This is a genomic window from Marilutibacter aestuarii, from assembly GCF_006546775.1.
Classification (GTDB): Bacteria; Pseudomonadota; Gammaproteobacteria; order Xanthomonadales; family Xanthomonadaceae; genus Marilutibacter; species Marilutibacter aestuarii.
Genome location: NZ_VICE01000008.1, coordinates 1 through 17,808, shown reverse-complemented (window position 1 = coordinate 17,808; position 17,808 = coordinate 1). Strand labels below are relative to the sequence as shown.

At 71.9% G+C, this 17,808-nt stretch carries 16 protein-coding genes; 8 read left to right on the top strand and 8 right to left on the bottom strand.

All coding sequences use genetic code 11. The features are described from left to right. Positions 1-531: 531 nt before the first annotated feature. Together hutI and FKV25_RS01210 are read right to left on the bottom strand one after the other, a co-directional pair. Entirely contained in the window at positions 532-1,776 is a 1,245-nt protein-coding gene (hutI, locus tag FKV25_RS01215) for an imidazolonepropionase (RefSeq protein ID WP_141516967.1), read from the bottom strand. After that, positions 1,773-3,125, bottom strand: coding sequence for a chloride channel protein (locus FKV25_RS01210; RefSeq protein ID WP_141516966.1), 1,353 nt, complete (start codon positions 3,123-3,125; stop codon positions 1,773-1,775). The genes hutI and FKV25_RS01210 overlap by 4 nt, the downstream gene beginning before the upstream one ends. 105 nt (positions 3,126-3,230) lie before the next feature. Here FKV25_RS01210 and FKV25_RS01205 point away from each other — a divergent pair, with 105 nt between their 5' ends. From FKV25_RS01205 to FKV25_RS01190, 4 genes are all read left to right on the top strand, one after another. Beyond that, the gene (locus FKV25_RS01205) at positions 3,231-4,580 is read left to right on the top strand and encodes a formimidoylglutamate deiminase (RefSeq protein WP_141516965.1); all 1,350 of its coding nucleotides are present in this window, start codon (positions 3,231-3,233) and stop codon (positions 4,578-4,580) included. A 128-nt stretch (positions 4,581-4,708) separates the two neighbouring features. Then, positions 4,709-6,412: a serine hydrolase gene (locus FKV25_RS01200; RefSeq protein WP_170218460.1), complete on the top strand. Its 1,704-nt coding sequence runs from the start codon at positions 4,709-4,711 to the stop codon at positions 6,410-6,412. Positions 6,413-6,414: 2 nt separating this feature from the next. Continuing rightward, positions 6,415-7,674 (top strand): sensor histidine kinase, encoded by a 1,260-nt coding sequence (locus FKV25_RS01195; RefSeq protein ID WP_141516963.1) that lies wholly within the window; start codon positions 6,415-6,417, stop codon positions 7,672-7,674. After that, positions 7,671-8,444: a LytR/AlgR family response regulator transcription factor gene (locus tag FKV25_RS01190; protein ID WP_141516962.1), complete on the top strand. Its 774-nt coding sequence runs from the start codon at positions 7,671-7,673 to the stop codon at positions 8,442-8,444. The genes FKV25_RS01195 and FKV25_RS01190 overlap by 4 nt, the downstream gene beginning before the upstream one ends. Positions 8,445-8,465: 21 nt before the next feature. On the opposite strand, the gene FKV25_RS01185 is transcribed toward FKV25_RS01190, so the two are convergent. From FKV25_RS01185 to FKV25_RS01170, 4 genes are all read right to left on the bottom strand, one after another. Continuing rightward, the gene (locus tag FKV25_RS01185) at positions 8,466-9,020 is read right to left on the bottom strand and encodes a methylated-DNA--[protein]-cysteine S-methyltransferase (RefSeq protein ID WP_141516961.1); all 555 of its coding nucleotides are present in this window, start codon (positions 9,018-9,020) and stop codon (positions 8,466-8,468) included. Further along, positions 9,017-10,573 (bottom strand): DNA-3-methyladenine glycosylase 2 family protein, encoded by a 1,557-nt coding sequence (locus tag FKV25_RS01180; protein WP_425462595.1) that lies wholly within the window; start codon positions 10,571-10,573, stop codon positions 9,017-9,019. The genes FKV25_RS01185 and FKV25_RS01180 overlap by 4 nt, the downstream gene beginning before the upstream one ends. A 64-nt stretch (positions 10,574-10,637) precedes the next feature. Then, positions 10,638-11,912: an alkaline phosphatase family protein gene (locus FKV25_RS01175; protein WP_246071822.1), complete on the bottom strand. Its 1,275-nt coding sequence runs from the start codon at positions 11,910-11,912 to the stop codon at positions 10,638-10,640. Positions 11,913-12,104: 192 nt separating this feature from the next. After that, complete coding sequence (locus FKV25_RS01170; protein WP_246071820.1) at positions 12,105-12,782, bottom strand: ThuA domain-containing protein; 678 nt, start codon at positions 12,780-12,782, stop codon at positions 12,105-12,107. Between the two features lie 274 nt (positions 12,783-13,056). Here FKV25_RS01170 and FKV25_RS01165 point away from each other — a divergent pair, with 274 nt between their 5' ends. From FKV25_RS01165 to FKV25_RS01155, 3 genes are all read left to right on the top strand, one after another. Then, positions 13,057-13,452 (top strand): hypothetical protein, encoded by a 396-nt coding sequence (locus FKV25_RS01165; protein WP_141516959.1) that lies wholly within the window; start codon positions 13,057-13,059, stop codon positions 13,450-13,452. Positions 13,453-13,674: 222 nt separating this feature from the next. Then, the gene (locus tag FKV25_RS01160; RefSeq protein ID WP_141516958.1) at positions 13,675-13,965 is read left to right on the top strand and encodes a hypothetical protein; all 291 of its coding nucleotides are present in this window, start codon (positions 13,675-13,677) and stop codon (positions 13,963-13,965) included. 141 nt (positions 13,966-14,106) lie between these two features. After that, complete coding sequence (locus FKV25_RS01155) at positions 14,107-14,325, top strand: tautomerase family protein (protein WP_141516957.1); 219 nt, start codon at positions 14,107-14,109, stop codon at positions 14,323-14,325. A gap of 27 nt (positions 14,326-14,352) precedes the next feature. Here FKV25_RS01155 and FKV25_RS01150 read toward each other — a convergent pair whose 3' ends face one another. Together FKV25_RS01150 and FKV25_RS01145 are read right to left on the bottom strand one after the other, a co-directional pair. Continuing rightward, positions 14,353-15,330, bottom strand: a complete 978-nt coding sequence (locus tag FKV25_RS01150) for an AraC family transcriptional regulator (RefSeq protein WP_141516956.1) — start codon at positions 15,328-15,330, stop codon at positions 14,353-14,355. A 43-nt stretch (positions 15,331-15,373) separates the two neighbouring features. Beyond that, positions 15,374-15,988, bottom strand: coding sequence for a TetR/AcrR family transcriptional regulator (locus FKV25_RS01145; RefSeq protein WP_141516955.1), 615 nt, complete (start codon positions 15,986-15,988; stop codon positions 15,374-15,376). 147 nt (positions 15,989-16,135) lie between these two features. Here FKV25_RS01145 and hutU point away from each other — a divergent pair. Next, positions 16,136-17,808, top strand: a 1,673-nt coding sequence (gene hutU, locus FKV25_RS01140) for a urocanate hydratase (protein ID WP_141516954.1), incomplete at its 3' end; no start/stop codon positions are given.

The window sequence follows — 17,808 nt, the reverse complement described above, 5'->3', positions numbered from 1 at the left end:
GGCTTCGCCGCACCGGTCCCCTGTGCGCCTCGGTCGTGGCGGCACGGCGCCCAAACTCGCTTCGCTCAGACAAGGGCGCCTCTCCGGCCGCCACGGCCTGCGGTGCTCGACGGCCTCAAAGTCGCGAAGATCAAGAACAAGATCAACGGCAACGGCAACGGCAACGGCAACGCGTCGCGTAGCCTGGGTAAGCGAAGCGCACCCGGGGAGCGGTATGAGGGAGCAACTGCACAACACGCCTGGCGCCTCGCGCCAAGTCCAGCCGCTGCCGGCCACGACGCACGATGGGTCTTGCGTCGCGCAACCGATCGTGCGCTGCTACGCCACCACTTTTTGTCATCCCAGCGAACGCTGGGGTGAGGCGGACCGCTTGCGCGGCACCGCCGCGCGGCCTGGGCGAACGCCCAGCGCGCTGCGCTGGGCCGGGGAGGACTCCCGAGCCTTGCCAAAGGCTGGATCCAGCGTTCGCTGGGATGACGCCGCATGCGGGCGGCCGCTCTGGCCTGGCGTCGCCCGGGCCGTGACGGTGGCTCAGGCGATCCGCTGTCCGCCGGCGTAGGTCGCGCGTGCCAGGCGGCCGCCGAGCCAGTAGCCCAGTTCCGAAGGGTGGCGGATGTCCCACAAGGTGAAGTCCGCGCGGGCGCCGGTGCGCAGGACGCCGCGGTCGTGCAGTCCCAGGGCATGGGCCGCGTTGAGACTTGCACCGCGCAGGCTTTCCTCGGGGGTCAGCCGGAAATGCGTGCAGGCCAGTTGCATGGCCTGGCGCATCGACATCAACGGCGACGTGCCGGGGTTGCAGTCGGTGGCGACGGCCATTGGCACTCCGTGCTCGCGGAAGGCATCCAGCGGCGGCAGGCGTGTCTCGCGCAGGACATGGAAGGCGCCCGGCAGCAGGACCGCGACCGCGCCGGAAGCCGCCATCGCGCGAACACTGGCCTCGCTGCTGTATTCCACGTGGTCGGCCGACAGGCCCGCGAACTCGGCCACCAGTCCGGCGCCGCCGAGATCGCTCAACTGGTCGGCATGCAGCTTGACCGGCAGGCCGAGCCCCCGCGCGGCCTCGAACACGCGGCGGGTCTGCGCCGGGGAAAAGCCGATGCCTTCGCAGAACGCGTCGACCGCATCGATCAGGCCCTCGGCGTGCAGCCGGGGCATCCAGTCCACGACGGCGTCGATGTAATCCTCCGCGCGATCGGCGAATTCCGGCGGCAAGGCATGCGCGGCGAGGTAAGTGGTGCGCACCTGCACGCCCGCCAGTTCACCGACGCGACGGGCGACGCGCAGCATCTTGCGCTCGTTCTCGAAGTCGAGTCCGTAGCCGGACTTGATCTCGACGGTCGTCGCGCCGTCGGCGGCCAAGGCGCGCGCGCGTGGCAGCGACTCGCGCAGCAGGCCATCCTCGTCGATGGCCCGCACCGCGCGCACGCTTGACAGGATGCCGCCGCCGGCGCGCGCGATGTCCTCGTAGCTCGCGCCCTGCAGGCGCATCTCGAACTCGCGCGCGCGATCGCCGGCGAAGACGAGGTGGGTATGGCAATCGACCAGCCCCGGGGTGATCCAGCCGTCGGTCTCGATGACCTCGTCGGCCAGCGCGGCGGGATCGCCCGGAAGCTCATGGCGCGGCCCTGCATGCACGAGCAGGCCGTCCTTCCAGGCCAGGGCGCCATCGGGCACTTCGCCATAGCCGTGCGCGGCGTCCAGTGTGGCGAGCGAGGCGCCGAGCACCAGGCCGTCCCACCGGGGCTGTGGGGATGGAAGAGCGTCGCGGTCGGTCATGGCGGCGGGGCGGTCGACGGGGAGGGAGGCGGCGTGAGCCGGGGCACCAGGCGCAGGGCCAGCGCCTTGTAGATGGGCGTCGGGCAACACAGGTTGGAACAGGCGCGGGCCAGCAGCACGGTCGCCAGGATGGGCAGCATCAGCGCGTGGTTGTCGGTCAGCTCGATCGAGATCACCGCCGACGTCAGCGGGGCCTGGGTCACGCCGGCGAGGTAGGCGCACATGCCCAGCAGCACGACGGCCGCGGGGTCCACGCCCGGGAACAGGTGCGAGAGGTTGTCCCCCAGCCCCGCGCCCACCGCCAGGGCGGGCGAGAACAGGCCGCCCGGGATGCCGGCCACGTAGGACACCAGGTTGGCCAGGAACTTGGCGATGCCGAACTCCGCGCCGGGCGCATCGCTGCGCAGCAGCAGCGCGTGCGCCTGCTCGTATCCGGTCCCGAACACCGTGCCGCCCAGGGCAACGCCGAGCAGCGCGAGCGACAGCCCGCAGGCGGTCGCGAAGAGCACCGGGTGCGCGCCACGCAGGCGCCCCAGCCAGCGCGGGCGCCCGTCGGCGGCCGCGACCACGGTGCGCGCGAACAGGCCGCCGAGCACGCCACAGACCACGCCGCAGGCGAGGATCGCGAGCCAGCCCTGGCCCAACGGGATCCGCGCGGCGATGTGGCCGAAGTAGGCGTAGTCGCCCAGCAGGCCCATGGACACCACGCCGCCGACGATGACCGCGGTCAGCAAGGTGCCCGAGAAACGCTGCTCGAACGCCCCGCTCAACTCTTCGATCGCGAACACCACGCCGGCCAGGGGCGTGTTGAAGGCGGCGGCGATGCCTGCGGCGCCACCGGCGAGCAGGAAGCGCGAAGCCTGGTAGGGATCGCTGTAGCCGAGGCGACGACCGATCGCGTGCATGATGCCGGCGCCCACGTGCACGGTGGGCCCTTCGCGCCCGACCGACGCGCCGCCGAACAGCGCCAGGATCGTGAAGCCCATCTTGCACAGCGATACCCACAGCGAGAGCTGTGCGGCGCGGAAGTCGTCGCGCGCGACCTGCAGTGATGCGATCACCTGCGGGATGCCGCTGCCGCGCGTGGGCGCGAGCTTGCCGCGGGTGGCCCAGGCGAGGATGGCGAACGACAGCGGCGTCAACAGCAGCGCCCACCAGGGCGAGTGGGCGGTGATGCCGAGGAACATGCCATACGCGGCATCGCCGACCTTGGCGAACACGATCGCCGCCAGCGCCACGGCGACTGCGCCCCCCCACAGCGCGATGCGGCGCTTCCAGGCTTCGCGTGACCAGAGCTGTGCCGGGCCCGATTCGTCCGGGTCTGGCGAAGGGGGAACGCTTGGGGTCATCGCCCCATTGTAGTCGATACGCCGTGGTCGCCAGCCCGGCGCGTCCGCGCGACAATGGCGCGCACGGCCCGGGGATGCGGGCCGCGTCCCGCCACGAGGATCAAGATGAGCACACGCGCGCTTCCCGATGGATCGCTCTGGACCCCCGCCGGATGGCAAGCCGCGCGGCGCGTGCAGGTGGATGCGCACGGCCGTGTCGCCGCGGTGGTCGACGGCCGCGACACGTCGCGCCGGCTGGTACCCGGCATCGCCAACCTGCATTCGCACGCGTTCCAGCGCGCGATGGCCGGCATGGCCGAGCGCCAGACCGACCCGGCCGATTCGTTCTGGACCTGGCGCGAGACCATGTACCGCTTCGCCTCGCGCTTCTCGCCCGACACGCTCTACGCCGTCGCGGCACAGCTGTATGCCGAAATGCTGGAGGCCGGTTACACCAGCGCATGCGAATTCCATTACCTGCACCACACGCCCGGTGGCGGTGCCTACCGAGACCCCACGGCGATGTCGCAGGCGCTGGTGTCGGCGGCGCGCGACACCGGGATCCGCCTGACCCTGCTGCCGGTGCTCTACATGAGCGGTGGCTTCGATGGCCGCGCGCTGGGCGAGCGCCAACGGCGCTTCGGGCACGCGGTCGACGATTACCTCGCACTGGTCGATCGCCTGTGCGAGGACGCCAACGACATGCTGCATGTCGGCTGCGCGCTTCACAGCCTGCGCGCGGTACCGCCCGATGCGATGGCGGCGGTGCTGGAGGCGTTGCCGCCGGCGATGCCGGTGCACATCCACATCGCCGAGCAGGTCGCCGAGGTGGAGGCGTGCGTCGAAGTCCGCGGGGCGCGGCCGGTGGCCTGGCTGCTCGACAACGCCCCGGTGGACCGGCGCTGGACCCTGGTCCATGCCACCCACCTGGATGCGGACGAGGTGGCGGGCATCGCACGCAGCGGCGCTACGGTGGCCCTGTGCCCGACCACCGAGGCCAACCTCGGCGACGGCCTGTTCCCGCTGCGCGACTTCCTCGACGCCGGCGGGGCGTGGGGCATCGGCTCGGACTCCCACATCTCGGTGTCGCCCGTCGAGGAACTGCGATGGCTAGAGTACGGCCAGCGCCTGGCGACGCGACGGCGCAACATCGCGGTCAGCGCCGACACCCCCAGCGTTGGCGAGACCCTGCTCGCCGGCGCGAGCGCGAGCGCCGCGTCCTCCACGGGCCACCGCTGCGGCGGACTGGGCGAGGGCGATTGCGCCGACGCCCTGGTGCTCGACATGCGCGCGCCGCAGATGCTGGGTGCCCGCGATGAGGACGTGGTCGACCGCTGGTTGTTCAGTGGCAACCGCAACCTGGTCGAGGAGGTCTTCGTGGGCGGTCGCCGCGTGGTCGAGGGCGGGCAGCACCGCGATCGGGAGGCCATCGCCCATCGATACCGCGACGCGCTGGCGTCGCTGATGCAGGACTGAGCGGGCGCGGCGGGATGTTCGCGCCGCGAGCACGCGCTTCGTCGTCCGCAGCGCCTGTTTCGTCGCAAGGACCGGCGACCGCGCACGTAGGCCGGCAGGCTGGAGCCGTCCAGAAAGGAGACCCGACCATGTCAATCCGTCCACGCCCTGTCCTCGCCCTCCCGTTGCTGGCCGCCGCCGTCGTGCTGTGCGGCAACGCCTGCGCGGCGCCGCCGCCACCGGCCGGCCTGGATCCCGACCTGCAGGCCACGCTCGAGAAGCGCCTGAACGGCGACCGCAGCGGCGCCTGCATGGCCGTCGGCGTCGTCGACATCGCGACGGGGGACGCGCCGGCGCCTTCGTCGCGCGTGCGTCGAGCCTACGCCTGCGCCGACGGCGCCCTGCGGATCGGCAGCGACAGCGCCTTCGAAATCGGCTCGATCAGCAAGACCATGACCGCCACGCTGCTTGCAGGCCTGGTCCGGGACGGCCGCGCGCGCCTCGACGATCCGCTGTCGGACTACCTGCCGGAGGGAACCGCGGTGCCGGAGTTCCAGGGACAGCCGATCCTGATCCGCCATCTCGTGACCCACACCAGCGGCCTGCCGGCGCTGCCACCGATCCCGGTCGCCGATGCCAGCGATCCCTATGCGGCGATGCGACCGGACGACCTGCTGCAGGCCCTGGGTGAGGTGACGCTGGCACAGGCGCCGGGCTCGACGTTCGCGTACTCCAACTACGCGTCCATGCTGCTGTCCTACGCGGTCAGCCGACGTGCCGGCGCCGGCTTGGAAACGCTGCTCGACGAACGCCTGTTCACGCCGCTGGGCATGGAAGGCGCCCATGTCGCCGATCGGCCCGCGGGCGTGGTCCAGGCGCAGGGCCACATGCCCAACGGCACCCCGGTGCCGGGCTGGCATTTCGACGATGCGCTGGCAGGCGTCGGCGGTGTGCGCGCGACCCTGGACGACATGATCCGCTACGCCGAGGCAGGCCTGGGCGCGGCGCCCGAGCCGCTGGCCTCGGCGATGGCGCTGACCCGGCAACCGATCGAAACCGCGTCAGGGCGACCGATCGCGATGAACTGGATGCGCATGCCGCTCGACGGGCGCGAGCTGCTTGCGCACGAGGGCGGGACCGGCGGCTTCTCCTCGCTGATCGCGCTGGACCCGGCGCGCGGTCGCGGCGTGGTCGTCTTGTCGGATACCGCGCTCACCGCGCTGGGGGGGCTGGGCGGCCTGGGCCTGCACCTGATCGACGACGCCCGGCCCCTGCCCGCGCCCCGCACCGTCACGCCGGCCCCGGCGGCCCTGGTGGACGCCCTGGTCGGTGAATGGCAGCTCGAAGGCGGGCCCGCACTGACCCTGCGGCGTCGCGGCGACGCGCTCGAGGTCCAGGCCGCCGGCCAGCCCGCGTTCGAGATGGGCCATGACAGCGCCGGCGATTTCTTTCCGCTGGCGTTCGACGCCCTGTTGTCGCCGACGCGCACGGCCGACGGCCGCCACGCATTCAACTGGCACCAGGGCGGCGCGGTGATGCCGGCCCGGCGCGTGCAGGTGTCCACGCCTGCGCAGCCCGCGTCGAAGGCACCGTCGGTCGAGGCCCTGGCCGAGTACGCGGGGCGCTACCCGCTGGCGCCGACCGACATGGTGCTGGCGGTCAGCGTGCGCGACGGCGTGCTCCAGGCCCAGGCGACCGGGCAGGGTGCGTTCCCCCTGTCGCCCGCGGGCAAGGACGTGTTCACCGCCAGCGCGTTCGGCATCGAGATCCGCTTCGAGCGTGATGCACGGGGCGAGGTGAACGCACTGGCCCTGCACCAGGGCGGCAACGTCCTGCGCGGCGGGAAGCAGTGAGCATGGCCGGGCGCGAGGCCAGTGATGCCTACGCACTGGGCCGACCGCTGCCGCCCGACGTGCTCGTCGGCGGCAACACGGTCTGGGGGCGTTATCGCCAGTACCCGGTCTTCAGCCTGCCCTGGCTGCGCGGACGCAGCCTGCTGTTCGGTGGCCTGATCGGCGCGTATGCGCTGTTGACCGCGTTCGGCGTTGGTTTCGCGACACGCGATTACGGGGTGGGCGTGTTGTCGGGCCTGCACCTGTTCGTCGCCTTCGGCCTGATGGCGACCGCGGGTCCGATCCTGGCGACGTGGGTGCGCTATCGCCGCTGGCCCGACACGCGCGAACGCCGGGCGGTGGTGGTGGCGGTGCTGGCCGGCATCGTCATCAGCTTCTTCGTCGACCAGTGGGCCTCCAGCTACGTCCAGGCGGTGGTGGGAGACGCGATGCGCGCGGCGGGCCAGTCCCTGCCGAACGCCGGTGCGGTGTCGGGCGCGGAGCGGCACTTCGCGATCAGCCTGAACCTGCTGGTGCTGGTGGTGATCTACGGGATGTTCGGCGGCGGGCTCGCGCTGCGTGCGTACTTCAGCGAACAACGGCGCTGGCGCGAGGATCGCCAGCGCCGGGACATGGCGCGGCTGCAACAGGCCAAGCGCGACAGCGACCTGCGCCTGGGCGCCTTGCAGGCGCAGGTGGAACCGCACTTCCTGTTCAACACCCTGGCCTCGGTCCGCGCCCTCGTGCGGCAGGACGCGGACAAGGCCGAGCGCACCCTCGATGCGCTGGTCGACTACCTGCGCGCGAGCATCCCGCGCCTGCGTCCCGGCGAGGATGGCGCGCTGTCGACGCTGGGCGCGCAGCTCGACCTGTGCGCACGCTACCTGGACGTGATGCGGCTGCGCATGGGCGAGCGCCTGCATGTGGCGATCGAAGCCGACGAGGCGTTGCGCGGCCATGCCTTCCCGCCACTGTTGCTGATCACCCTTGTGGAGAACGCGGTCAAGCATGGCATCGAGCCCGTGCGCGGGCCCGGCGTGATCACGATCGTCGCGTCGCTCGAAGGCGACCGCCTGCGGGTGCGTGTCGAGGACGACGGCGTGGGCCTGCAACCCGGCGTCGGCGGCGGCGTAGGGCTGGAGAACGTGCGTGAGCAGTTGCGCGCGCGTTATGGCCGGCATGCGGCGCTGGCGCTGCGCAGTGGCGCCGCCGGCGGCTGCATCGCCGAGCTCGACCTGCCGCTTGAGTCGGACGCCCGGCAACCGGGGGCGGGACATCCATGAACGCACGCGAGCGGGGGCCCATCGTGATGGTGGCCGAGGACGAGGCACCGCAGCGCGCCGCGTTGCTGGCGATGCTCGCCGAGGCCTGGCCGGGCGCCGGCGAGATCGTTGCCTGCGAAGACGGAGTGGAAGCCCTGCAGGCCGTCGCCGCGTTGCGCCCAGACGTCGCGTTCCTGGACATCCGCATGCCGGGCGTCGGCGGCCTCGACGTGGCCCGCGCGGTGGTGGCCGCCGGCGGACGGGTGGTCTTCACCACCGCCTACGACGAGTACGCCATCCGTGCCTTCGAGGCAGGCGCGGTCGACTACCTGCTCAAGCCGGTCGCACCGCAGCGCCTGGCGCAAGCCATCGAGCGGGTGCGCGAATCCCTCGCGCGCCCCGCGCCCGGCGACCTGCAGGCCCGTGTCGACGAACTCGAGGCGCGCCTGCGTCCGCAGGGTGCGCAGCGCATCCGCTGGATCAGCGCCAGCGTCGGCGACAGCGTGCGCATGATCGGCATCGACGACGTGCTCTTGCTGCAGGCGCAGGACAAGTACGTGCGCGTGGTCACCGGCGACGGCGAAGCGGTGATCCGCACGCCGTTGAAGGAGTTGCTGGCCGGGCTCGATCCGGACGTGTTCTGGCAGGTCCACCGCGGCATCGTCGTGCGGGTCGCGGCGATCGACCGCGTGCGCAAGGACGAGCTGGGCAAGTGGCGCCTGTCGCTGCGGGGGCGCGACGAGGACCTTCCGGTCAGCGCCGCCTTCCTTCACCGTTTCCGCGGCATGTGACGCCGGAGTCGCGTCGCCGCCTCAGTCGCCGAACAGGTCGGTCCGCGCCGTTTGCGGCGCCAGCGCGCCCTCGAGTTCGAGCAGGAAGCGCTTGGTCGGCAGGCCGCCGCCGAAGCCGGTGAGGCTGCCGTCGGCACCGATGACGCGGTGGCAGGGCAGTACGATCGGAATCGGGTTGCGGCCATTGGCGGCACCGACCGCACGCATCGCCGCGGGCTTGCCGATCCGGGTGGCGAGCTGCGCGTAGCTGATGGTCTGGCCGAAGGGAATCGTCGCCAGGGCATGCCAGACCGTGCGCTGGAAATCGGTGCCGCGAGGCGCCAGGGGCAGGTCGAACCGCACGCGGCGCCCGCCGAAATAGTCGTCGAGCTGGGTGGCCAGGGCATCGAGCAGCGGGTGGTCGCCGGCCTGCCAGCCGGCCTTGCCCGGTACCGGGTGGCGTTGGGCATGGAACTCGACGGCGTGCACGCCGGCATCCGAGGCCGCCAGGCGCAGTGGACCGACCGGGCTTTCGTGGAGGCGATGGAACACCGTGTCGTGGGCCGGTGCGCCGGCGAGTGCGTGTTGCGCGTTCATCGGGATGTCCTCCGCCGGGGCGCCGGCACTTTGGGTGGGGTGGCCTGTTCGCTGGCCTGGCGCCACAGGTGGATGACGGCATAGGCGCGCCAGGGGCGCCATGCTTCGGCTTCGGCGGCCAGCGTGCGCGCGCTCATGCGGCTGCCGTCGCCCGGCAGCATCTTCTGCAGGACCAGGTCCTCGGCCGGGAAGGCGTCGGGGTGGGCCAGCGCGCGCAGCGCCACGTAGTGGGCGGTCCAGGGCCCGATGCCGGGTAGCGCGGTCCAGCGCCCGACGAATTCCTCCAGGGTCTGTTCCGGCCTGAAGTCGACCTGGCCGTCGAGCAGGGCGCGCGCGACCGTGCGCAGCGTGCCCGCGCGCGCGGCGGTCAGGCCGATCCCATCGAGGTCCGCATAGGCAAGGTCGGCCGGCGTCGGGAACAGGTGCTCCAGGCCGTCCGCCAGGGGGGTGTCGACCGGGGTGCCGAAGCGCTGAGCGAGCCGGCTGGTCACCGTGCGCGCCGCCGCTACGCTGATCTGCTGGCCGACGATCGCGCGTACCGCGATCTCGAACCCGTCCCAGCCGCTGGGCAGGCGCAGGCCGGGATGCCGGCGCAGCAGCGGACGCAGGCGGGCATCGGCTTCCAGTGTCGAGGCGATGACGCCGGGGTCGGCGTCGAGGTCGAACATGCGCCGGATGCGGCCCACCACGGCCTGCAGTTGCAGCGGCGGGACGCCGTGGAGTTCGAGCTTGAGGGCCGGCTCGTCTCCGTCCCAGGCGCCGACGCGAAGCCAGCCGGGCCGGCCGCCGGGCGCGGCCGGGGCGATCACGCGGCGGTAGCTGGCGGTGGTGACCACTTCCACGCCCGGCAGGGCACGCCCGCGCAGGAAGTCGAGCATCGCCGCCAGGTCGTAGGGCGGCCGGTAGCCCAGGCGGAGGACGAGGGTCTCGCCGCGGGATGCCGCCGGCCGCCGGCGAAGCTCGCGCGGGGCCATCCGGTAGGCGTCCTTGAAGCTGGTGTTGAAGCGACGCAGGCTGCCGAAGCCGGCGGCCATCGCGATGTCGGTGATCGACAGGTCGGTCTCGGTGAGCAGCTGCTTGGCGAACAGCAGGCGCCGGGTGCCGTGCACGCCCTGCGGCGAGGCCCCCAGCCGTTCGACGAACAGGCGCCGCAACTGGCGCTCGCCCAGGTTGACGCGCTCGGCCAGTGTCGCCACCGGCGCTTCGGCGAGCAGGCCTTCGTTGATCAGCTTGATCGCGCGTGCGACCGCGGCATCGCCGCGGCGCCAGGCGCCGTCGCCCGGCGCCAGCTCCGGTCGGCAGCGCAGGCAAGGCCGGTAGCCGGCCGCTTCGGCGGCCGCGGCGTTGGGGTAGTAGGTGATGTTGCCCGGCTTGGGCGGTGGCGCCGGGCACACCGGCCGGCAGTAGATGCCGGTGGTGGCGACGGCGGTGAAGAACAGGCCATCGAATCGCGCGTCCCGGCTGAGTCGGGCCTGTTCGCAGACCTGCCGCGTGGGCAGGCCCTCGGGCGGGGGCGGCATCGGGGTGGACGGCGTGGGAGTGGGGGAGGCCATGGGTGCAGGCTAGCACCGGCCCCGTCCCCGGACTCGCCGTTTCCGGACATCAATGCCGGCGCGTTCAATCGTCCCCGGCGGGCGCCGCCGGCGGCGCCAGGGCCGGCAGCAGCGGTGCGATGTCGCCGTCGTTGGGAGCCGGCGCGATGCCGACCAGGCGTGCCAGCAGCGGATAGACATCGACGTTGTCGAAGGCCGGCAACACCACGCCTTGCCGGAAGGAAGGCCCCTGCGCCACGAACAGGGCGCGCATCGACGGCAACGCCGGGTCGAAGCCGTGCGAGCCACGGGTGGCGGCGGGGTCGCGACGCGCCAGCAGCTCTCCGGGCAAGGCGTCCCAGCCTTCGTCCATCTGGCAGACGATCGCGGGCACGCGCCGGTTTTCGCCATAGGCCCAGGCGCGCGGCAGGTCCTGCTTGCGCCAGCACTCGTAATGGTCGTGGCGGCCCAGCAGGCGGCGTTCGGCGAAGGCGTCGCGACCCTGCATGGGTTCGATGCCGACCGACTGGCCATGGGTCACCACGCGCCCGTCGCGCGCGGACACCATCGATTCGATCGCGACTGCGTGTCCCGGTTCGACCGTCGCCATGCCATGGTCGGAGACGACGACCAGGTTGACTTCGTCGTCGATGCCGCGCGCGTGCAGGCCGTCGAGCAGCAGGCCGATCGCGTCGTCGGCCTCGCGGATGGCCGCGAGTGCCTCGGGCGAATCGGGACCATGGTCGTGTCCGGCCTTGTCGACGCGCTCGAAGTAGAGGGTCGCCACGCGTGGGCGCGTGCCCGGGGCCTCGGACAGCCAGCCGAGGACCGTCGAAATGCGCTCGGCGTATGGCATGGATGGATCGAAGGGTTTCCAGCGGTCTGGCCGTACGCCCTGTACCGCGGCTTCGCTGCCCGGCCAGAACAGGGTCGCGGTGGGCAGGCCGGCCCGTGCCGCGCCAACCCAGATCGGCTCGCCCGCCCACCAGCGGCCGTCGCCGACGGCATCGCGGTTGCTGAGCATGAAGCCCCCCAGTTCGGGGTCGGCCATGGTGTTGTGGACGATGCCATGGTGGTCCGGCCGCAGGCCGGTGACCAGGGTGTAGTGGTTCGGGAACGTCAACGAGGGATAGGACGGCGTCATCCATTGCGCGCGAACGCCGCCGTCGGCGATACGCTGCAGGTTGGGCGTGATGCCCAGCGCCAGGTAGTCGGCGCGGAAGCCGTCGATCGATACCAGCAGCACCGGCGGGGCGTCCCCGACCGGGGCGGTCGGCGCGCGTGCCGGCCTGCCGCCGGTGGTGCAGGCGGCGAGGAGCAGGAGGGCGGTGAGGGTGAGGGCACGGAGGGTCGGAGGCACGTGGTTCTTGGATCGCATGCCCCCGATAGTACCGGGACCATGTTGCGGGACGCCGACGACGGGCATGACGCCGGGCGCCGGGTCTCGGGGCGGGGCGGGCGATAGGGGTTTCGACCGCGACCGTCCCCAGCCCCTGGGTGCCCCGCGTGCAGGGGTCCTGCCGGCATCCCGGAGGGCGACTGCGGGCCTCGCTCAGCAGGCGGCGTCGGCGCCGCTGGCGAAGCGCAGGCCGCGCGCGAGATGGCGACGGAAGCGCGGGTCCGCGTACATTTCGCGCGTATGGCCCAGGCCGGTGTACCAGGCTCTGCCGCGTCCCGGGCGATGGCACCAGGCGATCGGGTGGTCGTCGCCCATCGTGCCACCTTCATAGCTGGTTTCGTCGACGGTGGCGATCACCTGGACCCGGTGACGTGGATTGCGGCGGTAGTTGTAGATTTCGTCGATGACCGGCCACGTCTCGCCCTCGACCAGGACGCCGGGCCGTTCGAAGCGCACCTGCGTGGCCTGGAGGCCCTCGGGGTGGTTCGCGAACCAGGCGCCCACGAGTTCGCCGTACCAGGGCCAGTCGTACTCGGTATCGGCCGCGGCGTGGATGCCCAGGTAGCCGCCACCGTCGCGGACGTAGGCTTCGAACGCGGCCTGCTGTCCTTCGTCGAGGACGTCGCGGGTGGTGCTGGCGAACACGACCGCGTCGTAGGCGGCAAGCGATGCGGGCGAGAACGCCGTGGCGTCTTCGGTGGCGACGACCTCCATCCCCAGTTCGCCCGCGATCCCGCGCAGCGCCGCGATGGCGTCCGGGATGCTGTCGTGTCGCCATCCGCTGGTGCGGGTGAACACCAGGATGCGCAGCGGGGCGCTGCCCGGCGCCATCTGCGGGGCCGGGGGAGGGCGCGACCCACGCGCACACCCTGCCGGCACCATGGCCACCGCGAAGATGGCGAAAGTGGCCAGGAAAACGGACCTGATGATGCGTGAACGCAGGCTGTTCATGTGTCCAGACTGCCACACTCCGGGCGAGGGCGAACCCGTATAGTCGCGCTGCCCCGGCCGCCCGTCGGGAAGCAGGGTTGCGACGCCTCGTCGCGTTGGTACGTATCCCATGCAGGGTCCGACCGCCCGGGCCCAGACACGGAGTCAGATCGCCATGGATCGCAAGCCCTTCGCATTCCCCCGCGACGACCGCCGTGCCCTGCGCACGCGCGGTGCGCTCCGGGCGCTCGCCTGCCTGGTCGCCGTCACCGTGGCGGCACCCGTGTTCGCACAGGCCATCGACGAACCCGGCGTGCACCTGGTCGACCCCGGCTACGCGCGGACCCGCCCGGCGATGCAGGGATCGGCGGATGCGTCACTGCGGGTAGCCGCCGCGCAGGCCTGCACCCTCCGCCCGGGTGGGCGCGACGCCGGGCCGGGGGATTGCGTCGCACCCACCGACGCCAAGGCGCGCCAGCGCAATCTCGAAGCGGCAAGGCGCTCGGGGGTCGAACTCGGCACCCACGTCCGCGATCTCAACCCGCCCCGGCCCGCGCAGCGCAGCCACTGAAGCGACGCGCGACCGAAACGCGCGTCCACACGTATCCGAGGGTGCGGTCAAGTGATCGCCCTGATGGAGCAAGGCCATGCACGTGTCATTGCACACCCGCACGCCGCGCCGCCCCCGCGGTGCTGCGCTCTTCGTCGTCCTCACTCTCTTGGGCCTTGGCCCCGGGGGGGGCTGGCGGCCGAACCGGTGCAGGAAGAAGACGGCGCGACGCCCATCGCGTCGGTGGCACATTCCCCGCAGGTCCAGGCCGATGTCGCCGGTGCCGGCGTTCTGATCGTCGATGGCGAACGCCCGGAGCAGCCCGCGCCCTTGGTCGCTGCCGGCGACAAGGCCGTGCCGGACGCGCGCTGCATGCGCGAGACCGGGTCGCGCATCCGTTCGCGCGAGTGCAAGCAGGCGCGAGGCCGCGCCTACGACCGATCCGCGCGCCAGGCCACGGGCCGGGTGGATGCGGTCCGCCAGGTTCAGGTCGCCGACCCGTCGACGGTCACGATCAACCGCCTCAACGACTGAATGCGGGGCCTGCCGGGTGAGCGTGGCGTTGCGGTCAAGTCCGCTGGCGGATCGGTCATTCCGCGCATCGGCGCTGGCGGGGACACTGGACCTGTCGCGGCAACCCCGCCGCGGCATCCCCCGAATGAAGGAATCCAGACCATGCCGTTGATCACCGTGAAGCTCATCGAAGGCGTCTTCAGCGACGCACAGAAGCAGGACATCGCCACCCGCCTGACCGACACCATGGTGGCGATCGAAGGCGAGGCGCTGCGCCCCGTCACCTGGGTCGTCGTCGAAGAAGTGAAGGGTGGCCACTGGGCCATCGGCGGACAGCCATTGCACGCGGCCGACGTGCACGCGATGGCGAACGCGGCCTGACGCCGACCTCGCCTTCCCGGCGCCAGGTCAGGCTGCGACTGTTTCGACGGCCTGGCCTTGCCGCCACTGCCCGGGCGGCGTCCCGAACTCGCGCTTGAACGCGCGGGTGAAGGCCGCCTCGGCACCGTAGCCGACCTGTTCGGCGACTTCGGCCACCGTGGCGCGGCTGTTTCGCAGCGCCTGCGCGGCCAGCGCCAGGCGGTGCGACGCCAGGTAGCGCATCGGCGGTTCGCCGAGGAGGTTGCCGAAGCGCTGGCCCAGCGCGGAGCGCGAGGAGGCGGTCGCGCGGGCGAGGCTCTCCACGTTCCAGGCCTGCGCGGGCCGCGCATGCATCAGTGCCAGGGCCTTGCCGACGACCGGGTCGCGCAGCCCCGCCAACCAGCCGGTGGCGTCCGGTGGCAGGGCTTCGGCGTGCCGGCGAAGTGCCTCGGCGATCAACAGTTCGGAGAGCTTGGTGAGGATGGTCTGCGCCCCGGCGCTGCCCGCGGACGACTCGCGCACGCCCATCCGCAGCAGGTCCAGCAGCCACGCACCGTCGCCGCGATCGAGCAGCGAGACCTTGATGACCTCCGGCAGGCCCGCAAGCAGGGCACGCGACACGCGGCGATTGCACGCGAGGTAGCCGCAAACGAAGTGGACCGCCTCACCGCCCCCGCCGTGGCGCAACTGGATGATGTCGTCGCTGCGCGTGGGTGGCATCAGGGTGTCGGCATCCACCGCAGGCAGGCCCACGTCGCTGCCGACACGGTGGCGGTGGTTGTGCGGGAACACGACCACGTCCCCGGCGTGCAGTTCGGCCTCGCCGCCGCCGCCGTCCAGGCAGGTCAGGCAGTGCCCGTCGGTCACGCAATGGAAGAACACCACGTGGTCCGCGCCCATGGCCCGCACTGCGGCCACCGGCATGCCGTAGCTCGCCATCGCACACCAGGGCGCGGTGAACTCCGCGTTGATGTATACCGCGCCATCGAGGCGGATCGACTTCAGGACTTCGGAAAGCGGGTCCATGGCAGGTACTCCCGTTCATCGCGCCTGCGGCGATGGATCGAGGCTAGCACGCCGGGGGAGGGGCATCGCCGGGCGGCGCGGCCAGGCCGGCGAGCAGGCGCTGCAGCGACTGCTCGTAGAAGGCGGTGAACGCGCCGGCGTCGAACGTGAAGCGACCGCCGCGATAGAGCGCCACCAGGCCGTGCGTATGCGCCCACAAGGTCATGGTCACGTCCCACACGTCGTCCCGGCGCAGGACGCCGGCGGCCATGGCATCGGCGACGGCGTCGGCGACCACGGTGAGGGTCGGCGAGCGCCGGGCCTGGAAGTCGTCCGGATAGCGCCGCGCGTCGCGTCGCGGCCGCGAGAACGCCAGGTCGAACAGGTGCGGGTGCGCCAATGCGTAGTCGAGGTACAGCCGGTGCACCGCGATCAACCGGGTCAGCGGATCCAGGCCGCGCGCGCGCGCGGCCCAGTGCCGGGCGATGGCGTCGAAACTGGCATCGCCGATCCGCGCCAGCAGGGCCTCGCGGTTCTCGAAGTGGCGGTATATCGCCATCGGCGACAGCCCCGCGGCCGCGGCCACGCGCCGTATCGTCACCCCGGCGTCGCCCTCGCGCTCGAACAGACCGCGGGCGGCGGCGAGGATGCGGTCGGCGGTATCACGGCGGGCTGGCATTGTGTACAGCGTATACAAAACACCGGTGCCGGGCACTTTCGTGACGGTCCGAGGCCTGTTCCGGGCGCCGGTCCGGCGTCGACGGGGCCGTCGCGGTGGGTGCCGGCGCGATAATGGTGCTTCCCACCCACGACACGGAGCCCCGCCATGAGCCAGAGCGCCCATACCCGCCACGATCCCGCGCGCCGCATCAGCGCCCCCCGTGGCAGCGCGCTCAATTGCCGCTCGTGGTTGAGCGAGGCCCCGTTCCGGATGATCCAGAACAACCTCGACGCCGAGGTGGCCGAGCGCCCCGAGGACCTGGTGGTCTACGGCGGCATCGGCCGTGCCGCCCGCGACTGGGAGAGCTACGACGCGATCCTGGCGTCGCTCAGGACGCTGGGCGACGACGAAACCCTGCTGGTGCAGTCCGGCAAGCCGGTGGGCATCTTCCCGACCCATGCCGACGCGCCGCGCGTGCTGATCGCCAACTCGAACCTGGTGCCGGCCTGGGCGAACTGGGAGCACTTCAACGAGCTCGATCGCAAGGGCCTGATGATGTACGGCCAGATGACCGCCGGTTCGTGGATCTACATCGGCTCGCAGGGCATCGTCCAGGGCACCTACGAAACCTTCGTCGAGATGGGGCGCCAGCATTACGGCGGCGACCTCAAGGGCAAGTGGATCCTGACCGCCGGCCTGGGCGGCATGGGCGGCGCGCAGCCGCTGGCGGCGTCGCTGGCCGGGGCCTGCAGCCTGAACATCGAGTGCCAGCAGAGCCGCATCGACATGCGCCTGCGCACCCGTTACGTCGACGAGCAGGCCACCGACCTCGACGACGCGCTCGCGCGCATCGACAGATACACCGCGGCCGGCGAGGCCAAGTCGATCGCGCTGCTGGGCAATGCCGCCGAGATCCTGCCGCGACTGGTCGAACGGGGCGTCCGGCCCGATGCGGTGACCGACCAGACCAGCGCGCACGACCCGGTGCACGGCTACCTGCCGGCCGGCTGGACGGTCGAGCAATGGGCGCGCATGCAGACGGAAGACCCCGCGCGCGTGCGCGACGCCGCCAAGCAGTCGATGCGCGTCCACGTCGAGGCCATGCTGGCCTTCGCCGCGCAGGGCATCCCGACCTTCGACTACGGCAACAACATCCGCCAGATGGCGAAGGACGAGGGCTGCGCGAACTCCTTCGACTTCCCCGGCTTCGTGCCTGCCTACGTGCGCCCGCTGTTCTGCCGCGGCATCGGCCCGTTCCGCTGGGTCGCGCTCTCGGGCGATCCGGAGGACATCTACAGGACCGATGCCAAGGTCAAGGAACTCATCCCCGATGATGCCCACCTGCACCGCTGGCTCGACATGGCCCGCGAGCGCATCAGCTTCCAGGGCCTGCCGGCGCGCATCTGCTGGGTCGGTCTTGGCCTGCGACACAAGCTGGGCCTGGCCTTCAACGAGATGGTGCGCAACGGCGAGCTCAAGGCGCCGGTGGTGATCGGTCGCGACCACCTCGACAGCGGCTCGGTGGCCTCGCCCAACCGCGAGACCGAGGCGATGCGAGACGGCAGCGACGCGGTTTCCGACTGGCCTCTGCTCAATGCCATGCTCAACGTCGCCGGCGGCGCGACCTGGGTGTCGCTGCACCATGGCGGCGGCGTGGGCATGGGCTACAGCCAGCACAGCGGCGTGGTCATCGTCTGCGACGGCAGCGAGGCCGCCGATGCCCGCATCGCCCGCGTGCTGTGGAACGATCCGGCGACCGGCGTGATGCGCCACGCCGACGCCGGCTACGAGATCGCCCGCGACTGCGCGCGCGAGCAGGGCCTGAAGCTGCCGATGGC